20 protein-coding genes are annotated in these 23913 nt (G+C 63.3%); 13 read left to right on the top strand and 7 right to left on the bottom strand.

Annotated elements, in window-relative coordinates; all coding sequences use genetic code 11:
• Window positions 1-24 precede the first annotated feature (24 nt).
• Entirely contained in the window at window positions 25-1014 is a 990-nt protein-coding gene (locus NP534_RS12565) for a 2-hydroxyacid dehydrogenase (protein WP_274098901.1), read from the bottom strand.
• A 48-nt stretch (window positions 1015-1062) separates the two neighbouring features.
• Window positions 1063-3819 carry a response regulator gene (locus NP534_RS12560; protein ID WP_274098900.1) on the bottom strand — a complete coding sequence of 919 codons (2757 nt, stop codon included), beginning with the start codon at window positions 3817-3819 and terminating at the stop codon, window positions 1063-1065.
• Between the two features lie 195 nt (window positions 3820-4014).
• Between NP534_RS12560 and NP534_RS12555 the strand changes: the two genes are divergently transcribed.
• From NP534_RS12555 to NP534_RS12525, 7 genes are all read left to right on the top strand, one after another.
• A complete protein-coding gene (locus tag NP534_RS12555) occupies window positions 4015-4731 on the top strand; it encodes a response regulator transcription factor (RefSeq protein WP_186662985.1) in 717 nt (238 codons plus the stop codon).
• Between the two features lie 3 nt (window positions 4732-4734).
• Entirely contained in the window at window positions 4735-6132 is a 1398-nt protein-coding gene (locus NP534_RS12550; RefSeq protein WP_274098899.1) for a sensor histidine kinase, read from the top strand.
• Window positions 6133-6219: 87 nt separating this feature from the next.
• Window positions 6220-7119, top strand: coding sequence for a cysteine synthase CysM (cysM, locus tag NP534_RS12545; RefSeq protein ID WP_274098898.1), 900 nt, complete (start codon window positions 6220-6222; stop codon window positions 7117-7119).
• Entirely contained in the window at window positions 7120-8478 is a 1359-nt protein-coding gene (gene rlmD, locus NP534_RS12540; protein ID WP_274098897.1) for a 23S rRNA (uracil(1939)-C(5))-methyltransferase RlmD, read from the top strand.
• A 96-nt stretch (window positions 8479-8574) separates the two neighbouring features.
• Window positions 8575-10815, top strand: a complete 2241-nt coding sequence (relA, locus tag NP534_RS12535) for a GTP diphosphokinase (RefSeq protein ID WP_033700819.1) — start codon at window positions 8575-8577, stop codon at window positions 10813-10815.
• A 60-nt stretch (window positions 10816-10875) separates the two neighbouring features.
• Window positions 10876-11709 (top strand): nucleoside triphosphate pyrophosphohydrolase, encoded by an 834-nt coding sequence (gene mazG, locus NP534_RS12530; RefSeq protein ID WP_274098896.1) that lies wholly within the window; start codon window positions 10876-10878, stop codon window positions 11707-11709.
• A 24-nt stretch (window positions 11710-11733) separates the two neighbouring features.
• Window positions 11734-12273 carry a DUF2058 domain-containing protein gene (locus tag NP534_RS12525; RefSeq protein ID WP_033700817.1) on the top strand — a complete coding sequence of 180 codons (540 nt, stop codon included), beginning with the start codon at window positions 11734-11736 and terminating at the stop codon, window positions 12271-12273.
• Window positions 12274-12318: 45 nt separating this feature from the next.
• On the opposite strand, the gene NP534_RS12520 is transcribed toward NP534_RS12525, so the two are convergent.
• From NP534_RS12520 to purM, 4 genes are all read right to left on the bottom strand, one after another.
• Complete coding sequence (locus tag NP534_RS12520; RefSeq protein WP_033700816.1) at window positions 12319-12501, bottom strand: hypothetical protein; 183 nt, start codon at window positions 12499-12501, stop codon at window positions 12319-12321.
• A 173-nt stretch (window positions 12502-12674) separates the two neighbouring features.
• Complete coding sequence (locus tag NP534_RS12515; RefSeq protein ID WP_033700814.1) at window positions 12675-13385, bottom strand: DUF3108 domain-containing protein; 711 nt, start codon at window positions 13383-13385, stop codon at window positions 12675-12677.
• An 8-nt stretch (window positions 13386-13393) separates the two neighbouring features.
• Window positions 13394-14047, bottom strand: coding sequence for a phosphoribosylglycinamide formyltransferase (gene purN, locus NP534_RS12510; protein ID WP_095064095.1), 654 nt, complete (start codon window positions 14045-14047; stop codon window positions 13394-13396).
• On the bottom strand, window positions 14047-15105 hold the full coding sequence (gene purM / locus NP534_RS12505) for a phosphoribosylformylglycinamidine cyclo-ligase (protein WP_033700811.1): 1059 nt from the start codon (window positions 15103-15105) through the stop codon (window positions 14047-14049). The genes purN and purM overlap by 1 nt, the downstream gene beginning before the upstream one ends.
• Window positions 15106-15490: 385 nt before the next feature.
• Between purM and NP534_RS12500 the strand changes: the two genes are divergently transcribed.
• The 5 genes from NP534_RS12500 (at window position 15491) to NP534_RS12480 (ending at window position 19934) form a co-directional block, all read left to right on the top strand.
• Window positions 15491-16546 (top strand): DUF2066 domain-containing protein, encoded by a 1056-nt coding sequence (locus NP534_RS12500; RefSeq protein ID WP_274098895.1) that lies wholly within the window; start codon window positions 15491-15493, stop codon window positions 16544-16546.
• Window positions 16547-16558: 12 nt separating this feature from the next.
• Entirely contained in the window at window positions 16559-17632 is a 1074-nt protein-coding gene (locus NP534_RS12495) for an AI-2E family transporter (RefSeq protein WP_274098894.1), read from the top strand.
• Window positions 17633-17782: 150 nt separating this feature from the next.
• Window positions 17783-18490, top strand: a complete 708-nt coding sequence (hda, locus tag NP534_RS12490) for a DnaA regulatory inactivator Hda (protein ID WP_027595859.1) — start codon at window positions 17783-17785, stop codon at window positions 18488-18490.
• Between the two features lie 127 nt (window positions 18491-18617).
• Complete coding sequence (locus tag NP534_RS12485; RefSeq protein ID WP_274098893.1) at window positions 18618-19259, top strand: C40 family peptidase; 642 nt, start codon at window positions 18618-18620, stop codon at window positions 19257-19259.
• A 138-nt stretch (window positions 19260-19397) separates the two neighbouring features.
• Window positions 19398-19934, top strand: coding sequence for a C40 family peptidase (locus NP534_RS12480; protein ID WP_274098892.1), 537 nt, complete (start codon window positions 19398-19400; stop codon window positions 19932-19934).
• 40 nt (window positions 19935-19974) lie between these two features.
• Here the strand turns inward: NP534_RS12480 and NP534_RS12475 are convergent, their stop codons facing one another.
• Window positions 19975-21291 (bottom strand): PQQ-dependent sugar dehydrogenase, encoded by a 1317-nt coding sequence (locus NP534_RS12475; RefSeq protein ID WP_274098891.1) that lies wholly within the window; start codon window positions 21289-21291, stop codon window positions 19975-19977.
• Window positions 21292-21436: 145 nt separating this feature from the next.
• On the opposite strand from NP534_RS12475, the gene NP534_RS12470 reads away from it, so the two are divergent.
• The coding region (locus NP534_RS12470; protein WP_274098890.1) for a dermonecrotic toxin domain-containing protein at window positions 21437-23913 on the top strand (2477 nt) is incomplete at its 3' end.

Raw genomic sequence — 23913 nt, 5'->3', positions numbered from 1 at the left:
CCAGAAATGCCGCGTATCCTAGCATTAACCCAATACCAGATTCTGTGGATTGCCAGCCATCCAGCAGTTGATGTTGTCCAGCGTGGTGGTGGCGATGGCGTCCAGGGCTTCGCGGGTCAGGAAGGCCTGGTGGGCGGTGACGATCACGTTGGGGAAGGTCAGCAGCCGGGCCAGCACGTCGTCTTGCAGTGGCAGGTCGGAGCGGTCTTCGAAAAACAGCTGGGCCTCTTCCTCGTACACATCCAGGCCAAGGTAGCCGAGTTGGCCGCTCTTGAGCGCGTCGATCAGTGCCGGGGTGTCGACCAGGGCTCCACGGCCGGTGTTGATCAGCATCGCCCCGGGTTGCAACTGCGCGAGGCTCTGCGCGTTGATCAGGTGCCGGGTGTGCTCGGTCAGCGGGCAATGCAGGCTGATGATGCGCGCCTCGCGCAGCAACTCGGGCAGTGCCAGGTAGCGGGCGCCGAGGGCCAGCAGCTCCGGGTTGGGGTAGGGGTCGTAGGCCAGCAACTGGCAGCCGAAGCCGGCCATGATGCGGGCGAAGGCAACGCCGATCTGGCCGGTGCCGACCACCCCGACGGTCTTGCCGTGCAGGTCGAAGCCGGTCAGGCCGTGCAAGGTGAAGTCGCCTTCGCGGGTGCGGTTGTAGGCCCGGTGCAGCCGCCGGTTGAGGGCGAGAATCAGGGCCACGGCGTGCTCGGCCACGGCGTGTGGCGAGTAGGCCGGTACCCTTACCACGGCCAGGCCCAGGCGTTGGGCGGCGTTCAGGTCGACATGGTTGTAGCCCGCCGAGCGCAGGGCGATCAGGCGCGTGCCGCCCGCAGCCAGGCGCGCCAGCACCTGGGCGTCGAGTTCATCGTTGATGAAGGCGCAGACCACCTCGTAGCCATCGGCGAGGGGCGCGGTGTCCAGGGTCAGGCGGGCAGGCTGGAAGTGCAGGTCCAATGGGGTGCCGACGGCGGCCTGGGTGAAGCTCTCCTGGTCGTAGTGCTGGCTGCTGAACAACAGGGCGCGCATGGTCGGGCTTCCTTTGCGAGGGTCTGGGGATTGTAGCCGCCTGGCCTGTCAGGCATTCAGGTGAGCCTGGCAGGCCAGCCGGTTGATCGCGCTGTCCAGCTCATCCAGTGCCTGCTGCGCAAGCGGATGCTCCTGTTTGAGCAAGGTCTCGCTGCGCTGGCATGCCGCCCGCAATTGCGGCACGCCGCAATAACGCGAAGCGCCGTTGAGGCGGTGTACCTGCTCGATCAGCGTGGTGTGATCGTGCGCTTCACGCGCAGCGCGTATCGCCTCGCGATCGGACTCCAGCGACGCCAGCAGCATGGCCAGCATGTCGGCCGCCAGGTCGGGCTTGCCGGCTGCCAGGCGCAAGCCCTCCTCAGGGTCCAGCACCTTCAGTTCGTCACTGTTGGCCAGTTGTTCTGCCAGGCGCTCCTGCTGTGGCATGCCAAGGCTCAGGCCGGTCCACTTCATCACCACCTGGGCCAACTGCCGCTCGCTGATCGGCTTGGTCAGGTAGTCATCCATGCCAGCATGCAGCAGGGCGCGTTTCTCGTTGGCCATGGCATGCGCGGTGAGGGCGACGATCGGCAGCGGGCTGCCGCTCTGGGCGTTTTCCCACAGGCGGATCTGCTCGGTGCAGGCGCGGCCGTCCATGCCGGGCATCTGCACGTCCATCAGCACCAGGTCGAACGGCTCGTCCTGTACTGCCTGCACCGCCGCATAGCCATTGTCCACTGCCAGTACCTCGGCACCGAGGTCTTCGAGCAGGGTCTGCACCAGCAGCAGGTTGGCCGCATTGTCATCGACGCAGAGGATCTTCGGCTGACGCTGGCCGCTGTGGACGTTTGGTTCGCCGAGCGGGCGACGTGGCTGCACCAGCTCCAGCAACAGCCGGCGCAACTTGCGCGTACAGGTCGGTTTGGACAGCAACTGGCCATGCCCATTGGGCAGGTAGGGGTGATACAGCGCCTGCTCGGTGGTCGGGCACAACACCACGCATTGGCATTGGTAGCGCTCAAAGTGCAGGTGATATTCCCCGAGCTGCTCTGGGGTGAGGTTGCCCAGGTTGGCGCCGAGCACCGCGAAGTCGAACGGGTGGCCAGCCTGGTGGGCGGCCTGCACGGCATGCAGCAACTGATCGAAAGAAGCGAACAGGCTGACGCTCAGGCCGCAGTCCTCAAGCTGATGCTCCAGTGCCTGGCGCGCCAGCTCATGGCTGTCGACGATGGCCGCGCGCCGCCCCAGCAGCGGTTGCAGCGGCAGGTCTTCGGCATCGTCGTGGGCCTTGGGCAGGTTGAGGCTGATCCAGAACTGCGAGCCTTCACCCGGCGTGCTGTCGACGCCGATCTCGCCGCCCATCTGCTCGATCAGGCGCTTGGAAATCACCAGGCCCAGGCCGGTGCCACCGGGCTGGCGAGCCAGCGAGTTGTCGGCCTGGCTGAAGGCCTGGAACAGGGTGCGCACATCCTGCGGAGACAAGCCGATACCGGTGTCCTGCACGCTGATGCGAAGCTGTGCGCTGTCTTCGCGTTCGTCCTCGAGCATGGCGCGCACGACGATCGTGCCTTCGCGGGTGAACTTGATGGCGTTGCTCACCAGGTTGGTGAGGATCTGCTTGAGCCGCAGCGGGTCGCCGATCAGTGACGACGGGGTGTCACGGTAGATCAGGCTGAGCAGTTCGAGCTGCTTGGCGTGGGCGGCAGGGGCGAGGATGGTGAGGGTGTCCTGGACCAGGTCGCGCAGGTTGAACGGAATGCTGTCGAGCACCAGCTTGCCGGCCTCGATCTTGGAGAAGTCGAGGATCTCGTTGATGATCCCCAGCAGGTTGTCGGCGGACTTCTCGATGGTGCTCAGGTAATCCAGCTGGCGCGGCGTCAGTTCGCTTTTTTGCAGCAGGTGAGTGAAGCCGAGGATGCCGTTGAGGGGGGTGCGGATCTCGTGGCTCATGTTGGCCAGGAACTCCGACTTGATCCGGCTGGCCTCCAGGGCTTCCTTGCGGGCCATGTCCAGCTCGATGTTCTGGATCTCGATGGTTTCCAGGTTCTGGCGCACGTCCTCGGTGGCCTGGTCGATGCTGTGCTGCAACTCTTCATGGGCGCTGTGCAGGGTCTCGGCCATGCGGTTGATGCCGCGGGCCAGCTCGTCCAGCTCATGGCTGCCCATGGCCGGCAGGCGTTCGTCGAGGTGGCCGTCCTTGAGCTGATTGACCGTGTGCTTGATGCGCTTGATCGGGTCGTTGATGGTGCGGCTCATGCGCAGGGCCAGCAGGCCGCTGAGGGCCAGGCAGGCGAGGATCAGCAACAGGCTGGTGAACAGGTTGCGGTAGCCCCGCAGCAGGGTGCCGTCATGCGACAGTTCGATTTCGACCCAACCCAGCAGGCGTTCGGCCTCGGCCGGCACCGCATCGGTGGCCAGGTCGCGGTGGTGGCCGAAGACCGGCATCAGGTAGCGGGTGGCATCATTGCCGGTGCGTTGCAGCAACTGGGTGCCGGTGCCGCCGCTTGGCGGCTGGTTGAGCATGCTCGGGCCGGCATGGGCCAGGCGCGTGCGGTCCGGGGCAAGGAAGGCGACGGCGCGCACATCGGCCTGCTCCAGGGTCTGTGCGGCAATCCGCTCCAGTTGCGCGGGCGCCAGGCGGGCCATGGCGGGCGCAGCCAGTGGCGCCAGTTGCTCGGCGATCATCTTGCCGCGTTGCAGCAGCTGGGTGCGCAAATCGCTTTGCTGCAACCAGGTGAAGTAACTGCCCAGTACCAGCGCCATCAGGCCGGCAGGCAGCAGGGCCAACAGCAGGACCCGGCTTCTGATTCCCAAACGATCGAGCACACTTGGCTCCTGTCATGTGCCTGGACGCCGTCAACCGCGTGACGGACCAAGCCGGGAAGTTACTCCGCCTGTTCAGGTATTGCACTCATTTGTCTGTCTTTTCGTGGCCTTGGCAAGGCATTGGTCGCAGGGCGGTTGCTTACAGCCGAGCGGATGCTCAATAATTGCGCAATTGAGAATGCATGACAGTTGCCAATGAATCCCGTAGCTATTCACACTTCCAACATCCTCGCCATCGAGGATGACCCGGTACTGGGCGCCTATCTGCACGAAGAGCTGCAGCGGGGTGGCTTCCAGGTGACCTGGTGCCGCAATGGCCTCGAAGGCCTTGAAACGGCAGGCCGTCAGGCCTTCGATGTGGTGCTCATGGACATCCTGCTGCCCGGGCTCAACGGCCTGGATGCACTGGCCCAGCTGCGCCTGCGCAGCGCCACGCCGGTGATCCTGATGTCGGCGCTGGGCGCCGAGGCCGATCGTATCAGCGGTTTTCAGCGGGGCGCCGACGACTACCTGCCCAAGCCCTTCAGCATGGCCGAACTGCAGGTGCGCATCGAGGCGATCCTGCGGCGTGTGGCCCTGGAGCGGCGTCATCAGCCGCAGCAGGAAGCCGTTTCAGGCGGTTTGCAGTTCGACGAAGCGCTCAGCGATGTGCGGCTCGAAGGGCGCCTGGCCGGCCTCACCCCGAGCGAATACCGGCTGCTCGAGATCCTCAACCGCAACCTGGATGAGGTGCTGAGCAAACCCTTCCTTTATCAGCAGGTTCTGCAGCGGGGTTACTCGCGGCATGATCGCAGCCTGGACATGCACGTCAGCCAGATCCGCCGCAAGCTCAAGGGCATCGGCTACCAGGAGCGGCAGATCCGCACCGTCTGGGGCAAGGGCTACGTGCTTAGCGCCAGCGAAATGGAGTAAGCCATGCTCGACCGCCATTCACTGTTCTGGAAGCTGGCCATTCTGTTGGTGGGCTTCTGCCTGCTGATGATCGGCCTGAGCTACACCTGGGGCCGGCACATGGAAACCCAGAACGCCTTCCTTTCCGAGCCGGCGCGGCAGTTGCTGCGCGGCTACGCGGCGGAGGCCGAACGGGCCTGGCGCAGCGGCGGGCGAGCAGGGCTGGACCAGTGGGTGGGCGAGATGCACCAGCGCGAGCGCGGCTGGGTCGGCGTGCTCGACAGCAACTTGCGGCCGCTCGACAGCGCCACCCTGCGCTCCGACATCATGCAAAGGCTGACGCGCCTGCGCAGCGTCGACTGGCCCATGAGCCGGCGCAGTGTCGACCAACCTTGGCTGCGCATTCCATTCCCGGGGGCGCCGGAGCAGGGCATGCTGGTGATCGAGCTGCCCGAGCGCCTCAACCCCGGCCAGTACCGTGTGCTGTGGCGGGTGGTGACCAACGGCATCATCCCTGGCCTGTTCACCTTGCTGCTTTGTGTGGGCCTTTACCGCATGCTGATCGTGCCGCTCAACCAGTTGCGTGAGCAGGCCAATGCCTGGCGCGCCGACCAACTGTCGGCGCGCCTCGACCCGCGCACCATTGCCCGGCATGACGAGCTTGGCGAACTGGCCCGGGCGTTCGACCAGATGGCCGACCGGCTGCAGGGCACGGTGGCCCTGCAGCAGCAGATGTTGCGCGACCTGTCCCACGAAATGCGCACCCCCCTCAGCCGACTGCGTGTGGCCTGTGATGGCGAAACCGACCTGCAGGGCCTGCGCGAGCGGCTGGCGCGTGAGGTGGACTGCATGCAGCAACTGGTCGAGGGCACCTTGCAACTGGCCTGGCAAGACGCCGAGCGCGCGCCGATGAACCTGGAGCCGATCCAGGTCCAGGCGCTGTGGGACCTGCTCGCCGAAGATGCCAGTTACGAAAGCGGTTGGTCACCCGCGCGGCTGCGCTGCGAACTGCCCGCCAGTTGCTGGGTGCAGGGCAATCTCAATTACCTGGCCCAGGCGCTGGAAAACCTGCTGCGCAATGCCATCCGTCACTCGCCGGCCGACGGCCTGGTACGCCTCGGCGGGCAGCGCGAGGGCAACCACTGGTGGCTGTGGCTGGAGGATGAAGGCAGGGGCGTGGCCGAGGAGGACCTGGAACGGATCTTCGCGCCGTTTTCCCGGCTGGATGGTTCGCGCCCCGGCGACGGCGGGTTCGGCCTGGGCTTGAGCATTGCACGCAGCGCTATCCAGCGCCAGGGTGGGACCTTGTGGGCGGAGAATGGCAAGCGTGGCCTGCGCTTGTGGATGCGCCTGCCCTTGCATGAACCCGCTGCCCGCGAACAGGGCGACAAGCGGCCGCAGCGCCCCGCTTATAGCGTGTAGCTATATGCATCACAGATTGCGTGATATGGCCGGGAAAGGTTTGCCGGTATGATAGGCGCCCCTGCCGTCCGGATTGTGAAATACGCCATGACCTTGCAGTACCCAACCATCGCCGATTGCGTCGGCAATACGCCCCTGGTTCGCCTGCAGCGCATTGCCGGAGAGACCAGCAACACGCTCCTGCTCAAGCTCGAAGGCAACAATCCCGCCGGCTCGGTCAAGGACCGCCCGGCGTTGTCGATGATCACCCGCGCCGAACTGCGCGGCCAGATCAAACCTGGCGACACGCTGATCGAGGCCACCTCGGGCAACACCGGTATCGCCCTGGCGATGGCGGCAGCGATCAAGGGTTACAAGATGATCCTGATCATGCCGGACAACTCCACCGCCGAACGCAAGGCCGCCATGACGGCCTACGGCGCCGAGTTGATCCTGGTGACCAAGGAGGAGGGCATGGAAGGTGCCCGTGACCTCGCCGAGAAGCTGCAATCCGAAGGCCGCGGCCTGGTGCTCGACCAGTTCGCCAATGGCGACAACCCGATCGCCCACTACAACAGCACCGGCCCGGAGATCTGGCAACAGACCCAGGGCAATATCACCCATTTTGTCAGCTCCATGGGGACCACCGGCACCATCATGGGCTGCTCGCAGTACCTCAAGGAGCAGAACCCGGCGGTGCAGATCATCGGCCTGCAGCCGATGGAAGGCTCGGCGATCCCGGGCATCCGCCGGTGGCCGGAGCAATACCTGCCGAAAATCTTCGACGCCAGCCGCGTGGACCGCGTGGTCGACATGTCGCAGCAGGAAGCCGAAGACATCACCCGCCGCCTTGCCCGTGAAGAGGGCATTTTCTGCGGCGTGTCTTCCGGTGGTGCGGTCGCGGCGATGCTGCGCCTGTCCCACGAGGTGGAAAACGCGGTAATGGTCGCAATCATCTGCGACCGTGGTGACCGATACCTGTCCACTGGCCTGTTTGACCCGAGCTAAATGTCCAAGAAGAAAAGCAACAGCGGCCTGCGCTTCCAGCCAGCCGGTGGCAACCGTAGCCCCCAAGTTCCCGTGGGCAAGAAACAGCGCCTGGATATCGAGCGCCTGGCCGGTGACGGCCGTGGCATCGCATTCCATGAAGGGCGTACCTGGTTCGTCAGCGGCGCGTTGGCCGGTGAGGCCGTCGAGGCCCGCGTGCTCAATGCCCGCGGCAAGGTGGTGGAGGCGCGCCTGGAACGCGTGCTGCAGGCCAGCCCCGAACGGCGCGAGGCGCCGTGCCGGCACTATGCCCGCTGTGGTGGCTGCAACCTGCAGCATTTGCCCCACGAAGGGCAACTGGCGCTCAAGCAGCGCACGCTGGCCGAGCAACTGCAGCGGGTTGCCGGCGTACAACCCGAAGCATGGGCCGCCCCGCTGAGCGGCCCGGAATTCGGCTACCGACGCCGGGCGCGGGTAGCCGTGCGCTGGGACATCAAGGCGCGTCAGCTGGAAGTCGGCTTCCGTGCCGAAGCCAGTCAGGAGATCATTTCCATCGACGAATGCGCGGTGCTGGTACAGCCCTTGCAGTCGATTCTGCGTCACTTGCCGACCGCCTTGCGTGCGTTGAGCAAACCGCAGGTAATCGGCCATGTCGAGCTGTTCAGCGGCACTGCCGAAGCCGTGCTGGTACGCCATGTCGCGCCGCTGGCGGAAGATGACCTGGCACGCCTGCAGGCATTTTGCAGCGAGGCCGGGGCGCAGCTCTGGCTGCAGGGCGAAGGTGAGCCGGCGCCCATGGACACGGCCGCGAAACTGGGCTTTGCCCTTGAGCCCTGGCAGTTGGAACTGGCCTGGCGCCCCGGCGACTTCGTGCAGGTCAACGCCCAGGTCAACACGGCGATGATCGAGCAGGCCCTGGCCTGGCTCGCACCCACGGCCGATGAGCGTGTGCTGGACCTGTTCTGCGGCCTGGGCAATTTTGCCCTGCCGTTGGCTCGCCAGGCCCGTGAAGTGGTGGCGGTGGAAGGTGTGCAGGCCATGGTCGATAGGGCCGCGGCCAATGCCCGGAACAACAATGTGCATAACGCACGGTTTTTTCAGGCCGATTTATCGCAGCCTTTGGCAGGTGCCGAATGGGCCGCCGAAGGCTTTTCTGCGGTACTCTTGGATCCACCGCGCGACGGTGCTTTCGAGGTGGTGCGAGATATCGCCCGCCTCAAGGCCAAGCGGCTGGTCTACGTATCGTGCAACCCGGCCACGCTGGCGCGAGACGCCCAGGTGCTGGTCGGTCAGGGGTACCGGTTAAAAAGGGCCGGGATTCTCGACATGTTTCCTCAGACGGCGCATGTCGAGGCCATGGCGTTATTCGAAGCGGGCTAGCAAACTGGCCCGTTGGTGCGGTTGCCAGGGAATGGCGGCCACACGGTGGAAGCCTGCGTACCCGCGTGGTGCGCTGTATGGAAAGGTAAAACAAAGATGGTACAGGTGAGAGTGCACCAGCCGGTCAACACCGACGGCAGTATCAATCTCGAAGCATGGCTGGATCATGTAGTAAGCGTCGATTCGGCCCTGAATCGCGCGGAGCTCAAAGAAGCCTGCGAGTTCGCTCACGAAGTCGAGAGAAAGGGTAACCCTGCCAAGCATTCCTGGGCCGACGGTACGTCCAGTTTCCAGGCGGGCCTGGAGATCGCCGAAATTCTCGCCGACCTCAAGCTCGACCAGGATTCGCTGGTAGCGGCCGTCATCTACCGCTCGGTGCGCGAAGGCAAAGTCACCTTGGCCGAAGTCAGTCAGCGCTTTGGGCCGGTGGTGTCCAAACTGATCGATGGCGTGCTGCGCATGGCGGCCATCAGCGCCAGCCTTAGCCCACGCCAATCGTTGGTGCTGGGCTCCCAGGCGCAGGTCGAGAACCTGCGCAAGATGCTCGTGGCCATGGTCGACGATGTGCGCGTGGCGCTGATCAAGCTGGCCGAGCGCACCTGTGCGATCCGCGCGGTCAAGGCTGCCGACGACGATAAACGCCTGCGTGTCGCGCGCGAGGTGTTCGACATCTATGCACCACTGGCTCACCGCCTGGGTATCGGTCACATCAAGTGGGAGCTGGAAGACCTGTCCTTCCGCTACCTCGAACCCGACCAGTACAAACAGATCGCCAAGCTCCTGCATGAGCGCCGGCTGGACCGCGAGCGCTTCATCAGCGACGTGATGAACCAGCTGCAGAACGAACTGCTGGCTACCGGCGTGAATGCCGATATCAGTGGCCGGGCAAAACACATCTATTCGATCTGGCGCAAGATGCAGCGCAAAGGCCTGGAATTCAGCCAGATCTACGATGTGCGCGCAGTGCGCGTACTGGTCCCGGAGATCCGCGACTGCTACACCGCATTGGGCATCGTGCATACCCTGTGGCGGCACATCCCCAAGGAGTTCGACGATTACATCGCCAACCCCAAGGAGAACGGCTACCGCTCGTTGCACACGGCGGTGATCGGCCCCGAGGGCAAGGTGCTGGAGGTGCAGATCCGTACCCATGGCATGCACGAGGAAGCCGAACTGGGCGTGTGCGCGCACTGGCGCTACAAGGGCACCGACGTCAAGCCCAGCTCCAATCACTACGAAGAGAAAATTTCCTGGCTGCGCCAGGTGCTCGAGTGGCATGAAGAGCTGGGTGACATCGGTGGCCTGGCCGAACAGCTGCGGGTCGACATCGAGCCGGACCGGGTCTACGTGTTCACCCCCGACGGCCATGCCATCGACCTGCCCAAGGGCGCCACACCGCTGGACTTCGCCTACCGGGTGCACACCGAAATCGGTCACAACTGCCGCGGCGCCAAGATCAACGGGCGTATCGTGCCGCTCAACTACAGCCTGCAGACGGGCGAGCAGGTCGAGATCATCACCAGCAAGCACGGCAACCCCAGCCGTGACTGGTTGAACTCCAACCTGGGCTACGTCACCACCTCGCGGGCACGGGCGAAGATCGTCCATTGGTTCAAGCTGCAGGCACGCGACCAGAACGTGGCGGCCGGCAAGACCTTGCTCGAACGTGAACTCAGCCGCCTGGGCCTGCCCCAGGTGGACTTCGAGCGCCTGGCCGAGAAGACCAACGTCAAGACTGCCGAAGACATGTTCGCCTCGCTGGGTGCGGGTGATCTGCGCCTGGCGCACCTGGTCAACGCCGCCCAGCAATTGCTCGAGCCCGAGCGCATCGAGCAGATCGAGCTGGTGCAACGCAAGCCCACCGGCCCGCGTACCGGCAAGCGCGGCGATATCCAGATCCAGGGTGTCGGCAACCTGCTGACGCAGATGGCCGGCTGCTGCCAGCCGCTGCCAGGTGATGCCATCGTCGGCTATATCACCCAGGGCCGGGGTGTGAGCATCCACCGCCAGGACTGCGCTTCGGTGCTGCAACTGGCAGGCAAGGAGCCAGAGCGGATGATCCAGGTCAGTTGGGGGCCGATCCCGGTGCAGACCTACCCGGTCGACATCGTCATCCGTGCCTACGACCGCCCAGGCTTGCTGCGTGACGTGTCGCAGGTGCTGCTCAACGAGAAGATCAACGTGCTGGCAGTCAACACCCGCTCGAACAAGGAAGACAACACGGCGTTGATGTCGCTGACCATCGAAATTCCGGGCCTGGATGCGCTCGGGCGCTTGCTGGGGCGGATCTCGCAGTTGCCGAACATCATCGAGACGCGGCGTAATCGTACGCCTTGAGACTGGGGCGGCAGCTTCGCGGGTTTACCCGCGAGCAGCCACCACCGAAGGATCTGCTTAATGACCTACACCCTCGAAGACCTGCTGCACCTCATGGCCCGCCTGCGTGACCCGCATCATGGCTGCCCGTGGGATTTGCAGCAGGACTACGCCAGCATCGTCCCGCACACCCTCGAAGAAGCCTACGAGGTCGCCGACACCATCGAGCGCCGCGATTTCGAGCACTTGCAGGGTGAGCTGGGCGACCTGTTGTTCCAGGTGGTCTACTACAGCCAACTGGCCCGGGAAGAGGGGCGCTTCGCCTTTGACGGGGTGGTCGACAGCATCACCCGCAAGCTGATCCGCCGCCACCCGCACGTATTCCCCACCGGCGAGCTGTACGCGCCGGTGGGCACGCCCAGCTTGAGCGAGGCCCAGGTCAAGTTGCGCTGGGAACAGATCAAGGCCGAAGAGCGCGCCGAAAAGAGCGAGCCTGAACAGCTGTCGCTGCTCGATGATGTGCCAGCGGCATTGCCGGCGCTGTCGCGGGCAGCCAAACTGCAGAAGCGTGCGGCCACGGTCGGTTTCGACTGGCCTGACGCATTGCCGGTGCTGGACAAGGTCCGCGAGGAGCTGGATGAAGTCCTGCAGGCCATGGCCGACGGTGATGCCGATGCGCTAGAAGACGAGGTCGGCGATCTGCTGTTCGCCACCGTCAACTTGGCCCGCCACCTCAAGCAAGACCCGGAGCATGCCCTGCGCCGCGCCAACCGCAAGTTCGAGCGACGTTTCCGCTTTATCGAACAGGCATTGCGCGACAGCGGTCGGCCCATCGAAGATTGTAGCCTTGACGCGCTGGATGCCCTTTGGGGTGAAGCCAAACGTCAGGAAAAGAACCTGCCCAGCTGCGGCTGAGCTGTTGCATAAGTGAGTGAATTCATGAGCCTTTCCCTTCGCGACCAATTGCTCAAAGCCGGTCTGGTCAACCAGAAACAGGTCTCGCAGACCAACAAAGCCGAAAAGAAACAAAAGCGCCTGGAGCACAAAGGCCAGGTCGAGGTGGATGACACCCAGCAGCGCCTCGCCAAGGAAGCCATGGCTGACAAGGCCAAGCGTGACCAGGAGCTGAACCGCCAGCAGCAGGAAAAGGCCGAGCAAAAGGCCCGCGCCGCGCAGGTCAAGCAGTTGATCGAAGCGACTCGCTTGCCCAAGCTCAACAGCGAGGACTACTACAACTTCGTCGACGACAAGAAGGTCAAGCGCATTGCCGTCAATGCCCTGATGCGCAGCAAGCTGAGCAATGGCTCGCTGGCGGTGGTCTCTTTCGCTGGCGGCTACGAGGTGATTCCGCGTGAGGCGGCGGTGAAGATCCAGGAGCGCGACCCGCATCGCGTGCTGCTACTCAACACCCACGTCGAAGAGGCCAACGAGGATGACCCTTATGCGGCTTACAAGATCCCTGACGACCTGATGTGGTAAGCATGAAAAACCCCGCCTAGGCGGGGTTTTTTTTTGAAGGCGGTGTCATTGCGTGGCGCGCAGGTTTTCCAGGTCTTCGAGCTCTACCCGATACTGGTGGGCTTCATGTTCGTTGTGGAACATTCCGACCAGTTGGCCCTGCTGGTGCACATCCCAGATCCGCACGCCAGCGGCCAGGCCTTCGTGGGACATTTTCGATTCGTCGCGTTCGGTTACTTGGACTGTCATCGGTAAACTCCACTTTTCAGTTGGCTGCGGCACTGTGTCGCAGGTCTTCTTTATAGAGTTTGTTAGCAGCCTAAGTAAATAAACCGGGCATGAAACAAGTTTCATGTAAGGGCGGCCAGGCAAAAAGAAGCCCCGCACAAGGCGGGGCTGCAGGTGCTTCAGGCTGCGGTTGATCAGTTACCCTTCACCGCCTTGCCATCGACCGTGCCATCCTGCAGCACGATCACATACTCCTTGCCATCGGTTTCGACCTGGCGCAGTTGCACCAGCAGGTAGTCCCAGTTCTTGGCGAACCACAGCTCGGTGATGCGCTTGCTTTGGCTCGGGTCGCGCACGCGCTCGACCTTGACCGCATCGACCTGGCCGGTCTTGGTGGTGACCTTCTCGGTGCCCAGTACGCGGAAGTCGTAGGTGTCGATCTCGTCACCGTCTACCACCTGGTAGGTCATGCTCTTCTTGCCGGCGGCCACGTCATGCTGCAGCGCCAGCTGGTAGGACGACTTGTCGAGCACGCCGCGGTTGAGCGGCAGGCTGACGGCATCGCCACGGTCGCTACCGGTGACTTTCTTGCTGTTCCAGTCGAAGTTCAGGTCGACCTTCTTCGCCTTGCCCAGGCCGCCACGTTCGAAGTGATACTTCTGCGGCAGCAGGGTGTCGTTTTCCAGGCGCAGGGTGCTTTGCTCGGTCAGGCTGGCGATCATCATGGAAGCCCGGAAATTGAGGTCCCAGGTACCATTGGCATTCTTGACCAGGCTGCGTTCGGCGGTGCCGCTCATGGGCAGCTGCTTCCAGTCAGCGGTGTAACTGGCCGAGAAAGGCTTCAGATCAGCTGCCTGGAGGGGCAGGGCGAGCACGGCGAGAGCCAAAAGCAGGGCGCGACGCATAAATTCTCCTAGGGTCGAATCAAGTGACCGCTGGCCGCCAGAGGCTGGCCATCCAGTAACGCACCGTGTTCACCCAGACGCAAGCGTCCTTCGGCGAACCAGTGCACCGCCAGCGGGTAGATCTGGTGTTCCTGGTGGTGAACCCGCTGGGCCAGGCTTTCAGCGGTGTCGTCCGACGTCACCGGTACCACAGCCTGTACGACCAGTGGGCCGCCATCGAGTTCCTCGGTGACGAAGTGTACGCTGCAGCCATGCTCGGCGTCGCCTGCCTCCAGGGCCCGGCGATGGGTATGCAAGCCCTTGTACTTGGGCAGCAGCGACGGGTGGATATTGAGCAGGCGGCCCTGATAGTGGCGCACGAAACCGCCACTGAGGATGCGCATGAAACCGGCCAGCACCACCAGGTCGGGCGCAAAGCCATCGATGCGTGCCATCAGCGCCGCATCGAAGGCTTCGCGGCCGTCGAAGCCGGTGTGGTCCAGTACGGCGGTATCGATGCCAGCGGCTGCAGCGCGCTGCAGGCCGTAGGCATCGGCGCGGTTGGAAACCACCGCACGGATGCGCACCGGGCTGTCTTCACTGCGGCAGCTGTCGATCAGGGCTTGCAGGTTGCTGCCGGAACCCGACAGCAGTACCACTACATTGCAGGTCTTGCTCGGCATCAGTGTGCCTTGAGGTTCTGCAGCTCGACCTGGGCGGCGCCTTCGGCGGCCTGCTCGATGCGGCCGATGACCCAAGGCTGTTCGCCTTCTGCACGCAGCACGTTCAGGGCGTTTTCAACCTGGTCCTGGGCCACGCAGATGACCATGCCGACGCCGCAGTTCAGTACGCGGTGCATTTCATGCTCGTCAACGTTGCCTTGCGCCTGCAGGAAGTCGAATACCGCCGGGCGCTGCCAGCTGGCCACGTCGACCACGGCCTGGGCGTTCTTTGGCAGTACGCGCGGGATGTTGTCCAGCAGGCCGCCACCGGTGATGTGGGCCATGGCCTTGACTGCGCCGGTCTGCTTGATCAGTTGCAGCAGCGGTTTGACGTAGATGCGGGTCGGCGCCATCAGCAGGTCGGTCAGTGGCTGGCCGTCGAGCTGGGTGTTCTCGATGTCGGTGCCGGACACTTCGAGGATCTTGCGGATCAGCGAGTAGCCGTTGGAGTGCGGGCCGGAAGATGGCAGGGCGATCAGCGCGTCACCGGTGGCGACCTTGGAGCCATCGATGATCTCGGCCTTTTCCACGACGCCGACGCAGAAGCCGGCCAGGTCGTAGTCTTCGCCTTCGTACATGCCAGGCATCTCGGCGGTTTCGCCACCGACCAGCGAGCAACCGGCCAGTTCACAGCCGGCACCGATGCCGGTGACCACGGTGGCGGCGACGTCGACGTTGAGCTTGCCAGTGGCGTAGTAGTCGAGGAAGAACAGCGGCTCGGCACCGCATACCACCAGGTCGTTGACGCACATGGCGACCAGGTCCTGGCCGATGCTGTCGTGCTTGTTCAGGTTCAGGGCGAGGCGCAGCTTGGTGCCGACGCCGTCGGTGCCGGAGACCAGAACCGGCTGCTTGTAGCCGGCCGGGATCTCGCAGAGGGCGCCGAAGCCGCCCAGGCCACCCATGACTTCAGGGCGTGCGGTGCGTTTTGCCACGCCCTTGATGCGTTCGACCAGTGCTTCGCCGGCGTCGATGTCTACACCGGCGTCCTTGTAGCTCAGGGAGGGTTGCTTGCTCATTGATCCAGGCCTTTAGGAGGGAGGGATTCTTAAAAACGACCATGACGGCCAAGGCCGGCTGTGTAAGCGGCGGCTGCCTGAAACGTCAGAGGTCTGCGAAGGCGCGCGATTTTATCAGGGTTGCCGTGCAGCGGCCATCCTCAGGCCGACGGGCAGGGGTCGAAAGCGTTAAAAAGGTGATGGGGGTAGGGGGCTTGCTTGGGTTTTTTGGGAGCAGAGGTAGGGTTTGAGGTTTGTGTGGTCTACAAATTCCCACGGCCTGCGCCTGGCAGTCACGCGCCCCCCTGTATAAGGTGTAGCCATAGAGGAGCATTTTTCGTTCCACCGCGGTCACAACCTGCACGTTAACGGCCCGTTTCACCTAGTTTCTGGACAGGAATCCTTCATGCATCTTCTCAAACATCTGGCAGCGGGATGCCTTGCCCTGATGGCTGTCGCCGCCCAGGCCGAAACCGTCTCCGGGCTCTACCAAGTGCGTGAGCCGCTTGCAGGGCAGGGCGCCGAAGCCCGTACCCAGGCAACCGGCAAGGCCCTCGATACTTTGATTCTGCGCCTGACCGGCGACCCGAAAGCGGCGCAAAACCCGGCTTTGGCGGAGTTGCGCAAGGACCCGCAGCAAATCATCAACCAGGTCGGTACCGAAGCCGGCCCGCCCGAATCGGTGCTGGTCGAGTTCGACCCCGGCAGTACCGAACGTGCCTTGCGCAAGGCCGGCCTGGCCCTGTGGGGCAGCAACCGGCCGTCGATCATCGGCTGGTGGCTCAACGACAGCGTCGACGGTAGCAACCTGGTCGGCGACGGCCAGGCCACTGCCCAGCCGCTGCGCCGTGCGGCCCAGCACCGAGGCTTGCCATTGCGCTTGCCGCTGGCCGACCTGCAGGAGCAACTGGTGGCCAACGCCAAGCAGATCGAGGCCAGTGACCCAGCGCCGCTGCGCGAAGCGTCCGAGCGCTACGCGGCCGATGCACTGCTGGCGGTCCACGCCCATGAAGCGGATGGCAAATGGCAAGGCAAATGGCAGCTGTGGGTGGGCGACCAGCGCGAGCAGGGTAATGCCGAGGGCGCCGACCAGGCGGCCTTGGCCGACGCGGTGATGCTGGCGGTGAGCAGCCGCCTGGCGCCGCGCTATGTAACCCGCCCTGGCGCCAGCAGCCAGCTGCAGCTCCAGGTGCAGGGAATGAACCTGCAGCGCTACGCCGAATTGAGCCGGGTGCTCGAACCGTACGGCGCGCGACTGAAGATGGCCGAAGGCAGCACGCTGACCTACGGTGTCACCGCCAACCGCGAACAATTGCGTGCCCAGCTGGGGCTGGCCAAGCTGCAGGAAGTGCCGGCCGAGCAGGCTCCCGCTGCACCCGTGGTCCCCGCGCCCGTACCTGGCGCTGCCGCGGAGCAGCCCGCAGTACCCAAGCCGTTCGACGGCCTGCGTTTTCGCTGGTAAGGAGTGCCGACCGTGACCGATATGCGCCGCTGGATCTGGCTGGGTGCGGCACTGCTGATCGCCGTGCTGTTATATAGCCTGCACAACATTCTTACCCCGTTTCTGATCGGCATTCTGCTGGCTTATCTGGCAGACCCTCTGGTTGACCGCCTGGAGCGCCTGGGGCTGTCACGCACCTGGGGCGTGGTGGTGGTGTTCAGCCTCTTCACCCTGGTGTTCATGGCCCTGCTGCTGGTGCTGGTGCCGATGTTGGCCAAGCAGTTGGTGCGCCTGTACGAGTTGGCGCCGCAGATGCTCGACTGGCTGCAGCACCAGGCGTTGCCTTGGGTGCAACACCGCCTTGGCCTGGCCGATGGCTTCTGGAAGTTCGACAAGATCAAGGCTGCCATTGGCGAGCACATGGGCCAGACCACCGACATCGTCGGCATCGTGCTGTCCCAGGCGACGGCTTCGAGCCTGGCCTTGATGGCCTGGCTGGCCAACCTGGTGCTGATCCCGGTGGTGGGGTTCTACCTGCTGCGTGACTGGGACCTGATGATGGCCAAGCTGCGCAGCCTGCTGCCGCGCCAGCGCGAGTCGCAAATAGTGGGGTTGGCGCAAGAATGCCATGAAGTCCTGGGCGCGTTCGTCCGCGGCCAATTGATGGTGATGCTCGCGCTCGGCGTCATCTACTCGGCAGGGCTGATGCTGGTGGGGCTCGAACTCGGCCTGTTGATCGGCATGCTGGCGGGGTTGGCAGCCATCGTGCCGTACATGGGCTTCATCATCGGTATTGGTGCGGCGTTGGTCGCCGGCCTGTTCCAGTTCGGTGGCGAGCTGTATCCGATGCTGGGCATCGTTGCGGTGTTCATGGTCGGCCAGGCGCTGGAAGGCATGGTGCTGACGCCGTTGCTGGTGGGCGACCGTATCGGCTTGCACCCGGTGGCGGTGATCTTCGCCATTCTTGCCGGTGGCGAGTTGTTCGGCTTCACCGGTGTGCTGCTGGCGCTGCCGGTGGCGGCAGTGATCATGGTGCTGCTACGTCATGTACATGATCTGTACAAAGAGTCGGACATGTATGACGCCGATGTCGATCCGCAGTTGTAAATTACCCAGTCAGACCGAGCAGAGCAGGTCGCAAGCCGTTGATTTTGCTTGTGCTCTTCTGCTCCCTGATTGTGCCGCCCGCGTTGCGGGTATAGACTTTGCACACTGTCCACCAAAGGCCCCCTGTGGTCCCAGCGACCACCCGCGAGCATGAAACCACCGATCCAGTTGCCCCTGGGTGTGCGCCTGCGCGATGACGCCACCTTCATCAACTACTATCCGGGCGCCAATGCTGCGGCATTGGGCTACGTCGAGCGCCTATGCGAAGCCGACGCCGGCTGGACCGAGAGCCTCATCTACCTGTGGGGCAAGCAGGGTGTCGGCCGCACCCACCTGTTGCAGGCCGCTACCCACCGCTTCCAGCAGTTGGGCGAACCCGCCGTCTACCTGCCGTTGGCGCAACTGCTCGAGCGCGGTGTCGAATTGCTCGATCACCTCGAACAGTACGAGCTGGTGTGCATTGACGACCTGCATGTAATTGCCGGCAAAGCCGACTGGGAAGAGGCCATGTTCCACCTGTTCAATCGCCTGCGTGACAGTGGCCGTCGTTTGCTGCTGGCGGCCTCCAGCTCGCCGCGCGAGCTGCCCATCAAGCTGGCCGACCTCAAGTCGCGGCTGACCCTGGCACTGATCTTCCAGATGCGTGGCATGTCCGATGAAGACAAGCTGCGTGCCCTGCAACTGCGGGCCTCGCGCCGTGGCCTGCACCTCACCGATGAGGTTGGGCATTTCATCCTTACCCGCGGTACCCGCAGCATGAGCGCACTGTTCGATCTGCTCGAACGCCTCGACCAGGCATCCCTGCAGGCGCAGCGCAAGCTGACCATCCCTTTCCTGAAAGAAACCCTGGGCTGGTAAGCCCCTGAAAATCCTGGGCTAGAGCGGCAAAACGAAAAAGTCACATCTTTTTCGATAAAATTTGCAAATGGCCATGATAGAGGGCATAGTTTCCCCCTTCTAAAGGATTACAGACACGGTCGTGCCCATGCTAAAGCGCTTCGCACCCCTCGTGCCCCTCGCACTCGTGACCCTGCTTTTCGGCTGCGCGGCCCAAGGCCCGGTATCCCAGCCCCAGGAACACACCCCGATCGCCGCACAATCGGCGTTCAAGGCCAAAGCCTCGCCTTCGTCCGTATTCGGCGAACCGGAAGAGCTGGCCACCGAAGATGACCTGGAGGCCTTCTCCAGCAACAGCAAGCCTTATCAGCTGCCGGTTCTGGCTGACAGCATTCTCGAGCGCGGCATGTCGTTGATCGGCACCCGCTACCGCTTCGGTGGTACCTCCGAGAAGTCAGGCTTCGATTGCAGCGGCTTCATCGGTTACCTGTTCCGCGAAGAAGCCGGCATGACCCTGCCGCGTTCGACGCGTGAAATGATCAACGTCGATGCCCCGAAAGTGGCCCGTAACAAGCTCAAGCCAGGCGACCTGCTGTTCTTCAGCACCAATGGCCGCGGCCGGGTCAGCCATGCCGGCATCTACTTGGGTGACAACCAGTTCATCCACTCCAGCAGCCGCCGCAGCGGTGGTGTGCGCATCGACAGCCTCGGTGATCGCTACTGGAGCAAGACCTTCATCGAAGCCAAGCGAGCCTTGGCGATGGCGCCGACCAACATCGCGCGCAACTGATACCCCGATGATGTACCGTGCCACGGCGGCGATGCTTTAAAAAAGCTCGCCGCCGTGCGCATTTACAGAAAGCGTCTAATCTAAATTCTCAACACTTTTCGGCTGCGGTCCAGCGGTCTCAGACAGGATGTTCTGGCCATGGTAATGATGGCGCGCTTCGCATTCCTTTCCCTGGTGGCATTGCTTGCTGCCTGCTCCAGCCGCGCGCCTGCGCCGGCTCCTGTGGTCAAGCCGCAGGTCTCCTACAGCCAACAGCCTGATGCTTCGCCGATTGCCGACGACGTGTTGATCCGCGCGATCGGGCTGGTGGGCACCCCTTACCGATGGGGCGGCAATACGCCCGACTCCGGGTTCGATTGCAGTGGCCTGATCAAGTATGTCTACCGTGATGCCGCCGGTATCAGCTTGCCGCGCTCGACGCGGGAGATGATCGTCATGCGCGCGCCGACTGTGGATGCGAAGGCGCTGCAGTCAGGTGACCTGGTGTTCTTTGCCACCAGTGGCGGGTCGCAGGTCAGCCATGCCGGCATCTACGTGGGGGAGGGGCGTTTCGTGCACGCACCGTCCACCGGTGGCACGGTGCGCCTGGACTACCTGTCCAACAGTTACTGGGCCAAGGCTTACCTGCAGGCCAAGCGGGTGATTCCCCAGGGGCATCTGGCGCAAAACCCCTGATCGCCTGAAGGCGGCCCGGCAAGGCCGCCTTGACTCACCGTTATCGCGCAGCGCTCACCCGCCAGATCATATTGCCCACGTCATCCGCCACCAGCACCCCACCGCGCTGATCGTTGATCACGCCCACCGGCCGGCCCATGGCCTTGCCATTGCCATCCAGAAACCCGGTGAGCAGGTCGACGGGCTTGCCGGCAGGCTTGCCGCTACTGTCGAACGGCACGAAAATCACCTTGTAGCCACTGTGTGGCTTGCGATTCCATGACCCGTGCTGGCCCACGAATGCGCCTTGCCCGAACGGCGCTGGCAGCACACCTGGCTCGGCGAATGTCAGCCCCAGTGAGGCCGTGTGCGGGCCGACGGCATAGTCCGGCACCAGCGCCTGGGCGACCTTCTGCGGTGCCTGAGGCTGGACCCGCTGGTCAACGTGCTGGCCGTAATAGCTATAGGGCCAGCCATAGAAGCCGCCGTCCTGGACCGAGGTAATGTAGTCCGGCACCAGGTCGCTACCGATTTCGTCACGCTCGTTGACTGCCGTCCACAGTGCGCCGGTGTGTGGCTCCCACGCCAGGCCATTGGGGTTGCGCAGGCCGCTGGCAAACAAGCGCTGCTGGCCGCTGGCAGGGTCCACCTCCCAGATCGCCGCCCGCCCTTGTTCCTTGTCCAGGCCGTTTTCCCCCACATTGCTGTTGGAGCCAACCGTCACGTAGAGCTTCTTGCCATCTGGGCTGGCGATCACGTTCTTGGTCCAGTGATGGTTGAGCGGCCCGCCGGGTAGCTCGACCACCTGCTGGCCCTTGTCGCGTATCTGCATGGCCCCGGGCTCGTAGTGAAAGCGCAGCAGCTTGTCGGTGTCGGCCACATAGAAGTCCTCGCCTACCAACGCCATGCCGAAGGGCGAATTCAGCCCGTCAATGAAAGTGCTGCGTGTTTCCGCGATGCCGTCATGATCGGCGTCGCGCAGCAGGGTGATGCGGTTGGCGCTGGGCACTGCGGCGCCAGCGCGTTTCATCGCCATGCCCATGGCCCAGCCACGCAGGCCTTTGCCGTCCTCGGGTTTTGGCGGCGCGTTGGTTTCGGCTACCAGCACGTCACCGTTGGGCAGTACATAGAGCCACCGTGGGTGGTCGAGTTTGTCGGCGAAGGCCGCTACCTGCGTGCCCGTTGCAGCCTTGGGCTTGCCGCCTTCTGGCCAGCCGATGGCAGGGGCGATGTTGATGGTCGGAATCAGCGTTGCATTGGGTTCGGGCAACTGCGGCGAGGGGCCGCTTCCTTCGCTGACGTTCAACAGAGCTGTGTCGCCGCAGCCCACCATGCAGGCGCTCAGCGCCCAAGGTAAGACGTAGCCGATATGCCGCATGTTCGCCGCCCTCAGAAGATGATCTCTCATTATTCAGAGCACGGCGCAGCATGACTGGTTCAGCCATAGGCGGCAGGTAACTACCACTCTGGGTGGGCGCGGGCAGCAAGGATAGGGGCTCGACAATCAAGGTCAGGAGTAGCCCATGAGCGAAATTCACCAGAAAGCGATCCGCAGTCTCGAAGTGCTGGATGCAACACGGCCCCTGGTACAGTTGGTGGATGACATCGTACGCGACTACCCAGACCCCTATGCGTTGTCGAGCAGGCATGCCGCGCAACTGTTGCGCAAGCATACAGGGAGGGAGATGGACCCGCGGTTCGTCTGGTGGCATCAGTTCAATAGCGAGAGTTCCAGCCCCCGTGCGTTCACCGGTTGGCAGCACAATGGGCCGCCGCAGAAGTCCATGGTGTTGCAAGAGCTGCTGATCAATCGGTTCGACCTTTACTTTCAGGACGCCAGCGACGAACTCGACCTGCGCGGCGGTTTCTATCGTCAGGGCCCGCATGCGGTTCTCTACGACGAGCACAATGAGGTCCCGATGCTGGGCAGTGAAGTCCAGAAGGACTTGTGGGCGCTGGATTTTGCGGTGCGCTACCGCGAGGGCATCGAGCGGTTCTGGTCAGACTACACAGGCAATTTTCGTGTGCTGGCCAAGGTCAACCTGTTGGCGCAGGGGGCTGGTGCATTGGGTGCAGGCAGGATAACGCCCCTCGATTGGGAGCGCTTGCGCGCAATGGCGGCCGACGATTTGGCCGATGATGAGTTGCCAACGCTTGCCAGTCTTCAACGGGATGCAACGCGCAACGTCTTGACGGTCAATCGCTATGCGTTCGGTGCAGGTGACAGGTACTGTCTTTTCAGCCTGGTCGCCGCAGACGGTCGGTGCCTGGCCTATATGCCCTGGTCCGGCGAAGCGTTGAAGGGGTTCGATTCTGACGTTGCCATGGCGGGTTGGCTCTGCTTGCAGTTGCAGTCGCACGACACGCTCGATGCGTTTGTCGCGGGGGCACACAGTAACCCGCACGATTCCTCCGCCAGGCAGTTGATAAAGGTTCACCTGCAAGGGATCGCCGGGAGCCGTTCGGATGAAGCTGCGGCGATCGCCTTGACGCTGTTCAAACGCTCGCTCGGCATGGATTGTTTCACTTACCTGGCCGATCAGGCAAAGCTCGAGATGCAGGCCAATGCGCGCTTGATGCAGGACAATGCCGGGCTGCGCAGGGCCATGTTCAGTGGTTATCTTTCGGCGTTTCTGAAAGTGTTTGGCAGCTTTGCGCCTTTGGGTTGGCCGATGTCGCTGATGCTGCTCGGTGCCAGTGCTGGCAAGGTGGCGTTCGATGTGGATGAAGCCCTGCACGCCGGCGATGAACAGAGCCGCAAGTACGCACTGCGCGCGGCAATGCTCGAAAGTGTGTTCGCCAGCATGAACCTGCTGGATATCAGCTTCCAGTCGAGTTTCGCCTCTTTGTCTTATGAGGCGCCTCCCCATGAAACCGGCGTGTCACTTGCGCACTGGCAGGTGGCGGACTTGACCACCCTGCCGGTGGAGTTGCAAGAGGCCAACACCGTGCTCACCGCGGAGGCGGCCGAGGCGGGCCGCTTGCGTGGCATTCATGTGAATGCCGATGGCAGTTGCTGGATTACCCTGCAGAGTCAGCCTTACCGTGTGCGATACAGCCATGAACTGACGGTGTGGTTGGTGGTTCCGGCGGATAATCCGTTTGCCTTCAGTCCCCTTCACCCCGTGCGTTTGAACGAAGCGGGCGAATGGGAGCTGTTGGCACCGCCGCGGTTGCTCGGCGGTGCGCCGCCAGCGGTGGAGGGTATGCAGAGCACGGCTTCACCGTTCTGGGATAGCTACACGCTGGCGAATGGGCCGCAGAGCAAGAAGTTGTCCGGTTTTGCGCTGGAGCGGCAGAAGGCGTTGTTGAAGTCATGGCCAATCGTTGAACTGCCGCGCGGTCGGGCACCCGACATCGATGAGCGGAACCTGGATTGTGTGAAGATCGCGGGTCGCACGCACTACTCCTATCACTACGGCCCTGAATACTTCAATGCGGTGATCGACTATTACACCAGCGATGAGTCGAAAGTGAACGATGTGTTCCGTTCGGGCAGCTATCGCTATGGCGATGAGGATGACTATATCGCCCACCTTGCCGATAGCATCGAGCAATTGCCCAAAAGTAACCACGTCAGGCTTTACCGGGGTGGCCATCGGTCGCGGGGTACGGGTGGGGAGCGCTATCGAAACGGGGAGCTGCGGGTTGGGGATGTGCTGGTCAATACCGACTTCACTTCGTTTACCGAAAACCCTTACATGGTGACCGAGTTCGCATGCTTGCCTTACCCGAATGTGCCGGGGGGCGTGTCAGGGCTGTTCGATGACAGTTCAGTGGTGTTCGAGTTGCCTGCTGGGGAGTACCACGGGGCAACCCCGATCAGCGCCTTTTCGTCTTTTCCGGAAGAGGTCGAAACGCTGTTCCTGCCTGGCAATTACTTTCGCATCGAGGGGTTGCAGCAGGTTTATGGGGATAACTACCGCTTTATCAAAGTCACCTTGAAGCAGACGATCAGGCCTGCCTTGGGGCCGGTTTATGATCTGCGTACCGGGCTTGA

The sequence above is a fragment of the Pseudomonas sp. 39004 genome, assembly GCF_028682155.1.
Taxonomy (GTDB): Bacteria; Pseudomonadota; Gammaproteobacteria; order Pseudomonadales; family Pseudomonadaceae; genus Aquipseudomonas; species Aquipseudomonas capeferrum.
This window is presented reverse-complemented; position numbering and strand designations above follow the sequence as displayed.

What these genes read in the sequence shown, in the direction of transcription:
- rlmD (WP_274098897.1), top strand. Translation starts at nt 7,120, where the DNA reads ATGTCCAAGAAGAAAAGCAACAGCGGCCTGCGCTTCCAGCCAGCCGGT.
- hda (WP_027595859.1), top strand. Translation starts at nt 17,783, where the DNA reads ATGAAACCACCGATCCAGTTGCCCCTGGGTGTGCGCCTGCGCGATGAC.
- NP534_RS12555 (WP_186662985.1), top strand. Translation starts at nt 4,015, where the DNA reads ATGAATCCCGTAGCTATTCACACTTCCAACATCCTCGCCATCGAGGAT.
- cysM (WP_274098898.1), top strand. Translation starts at nt 6,220, where the DNA reads ATGACCTTGCAGTACCCAACCATCGCCGATTGCGTCGGCAATACGCCC.
- purN (WP_095064095.1), bottom strand. Translation starts at nt 14,047, where the DNA reads ATGCCGAGCAAGACCTGCAATGTAGTGGTACTGCTGTCGGGTTCCGGC.
- mazG (WP_274098896.1), top strand. Translation starts at nt 10,876, where the DNA reads ATGACCTACACCCTCGAAGACCTGCTGCACCTCATGGCCCGCCTGCGT.
- NP534_RS12480 (WP_274098892.1), top strand. Translation starts at nt 19,398, where the DNA reads ATGGTAATGATGGCGCGCTTCGCATTCCTTTCCCTGGTGGCATTGCTT.
- NP534_RS12475 (WP_274098891.1), bottom strand. Translation starts at nt 21,291, where the DNA reads ATGCGGCATATCGGCTACGTCTTACCTTGGGCGCTGAGCGCCTGCATG.
- NP534_RS12500 (WP_274098895.1), top strand. Translation starts at nt 15,491, where the DNA reads ATGCATCTTCTCAAACATCTGGCAGCGGGATGCCTTGCCCTGATGGCT.
- relA (WP_033700819.1), top strand. Translation starts at nt 8,575, where the DNA reads ATGGTACAGGTGAGAGTGCACCAGCCGGTCAACACCGACGGCAGTATC.
- NP534_RS12520 (WP_033700816.1), bottom strand. Translation starts at nt 12,501, where the DNA reads ATGACAGTCCAAGTAACCGAACGCGACGAATCGAAAATGTCCCACGAA.
- NP534_RS12525 (WP_033700817.1), top strand. Translation starts at nt 11,734, where the DNA reads ATGAGCCTTTCCCTTCGCGACCAATTGCTCAAAGCCGGTCTGGTCAAC.
- NP534_RS12515 (WP_033700814.1), bottom strand. Translation starts at nt 13,385, where the DNA reads ATGCGTCGCGCCCTGCTTTTGGCTCTCGCCGTGCTCGCCCTGCCCCTC.
- NP534_RS12485 (WP_274098893.1), top strand. Translation starts at nt 18,618, where the DNA reads ATGCTAAAGCGCTTCGCACCCCTCGTGCCCCTCGCACTCGTGACCCTG.
- purM (WP_033700811.1), bottom strand. Translation starts at nt 15,105, where the DNA reads ATGAGCAAGCAACCCTCCCTGAGCTACAAGGACGCCGGTGTAGACATC.
- NP534_RS12550 (WP_274098899.1), top strand. Translation starts at nt 4,735, where the DNA reads ATGCTCGACCGCCATTCACTGTTCTGGAAGCTGGCCATTCTGTTGGTG.
- NP534_RS12565 (WP_274098901.1), bottom strand. Translation starts at nt 1,014, where the DNA reads ATGCGCGCCCTGTTGTTCAGCAGCCAGCACTACGACCAGGAGAGCTTC.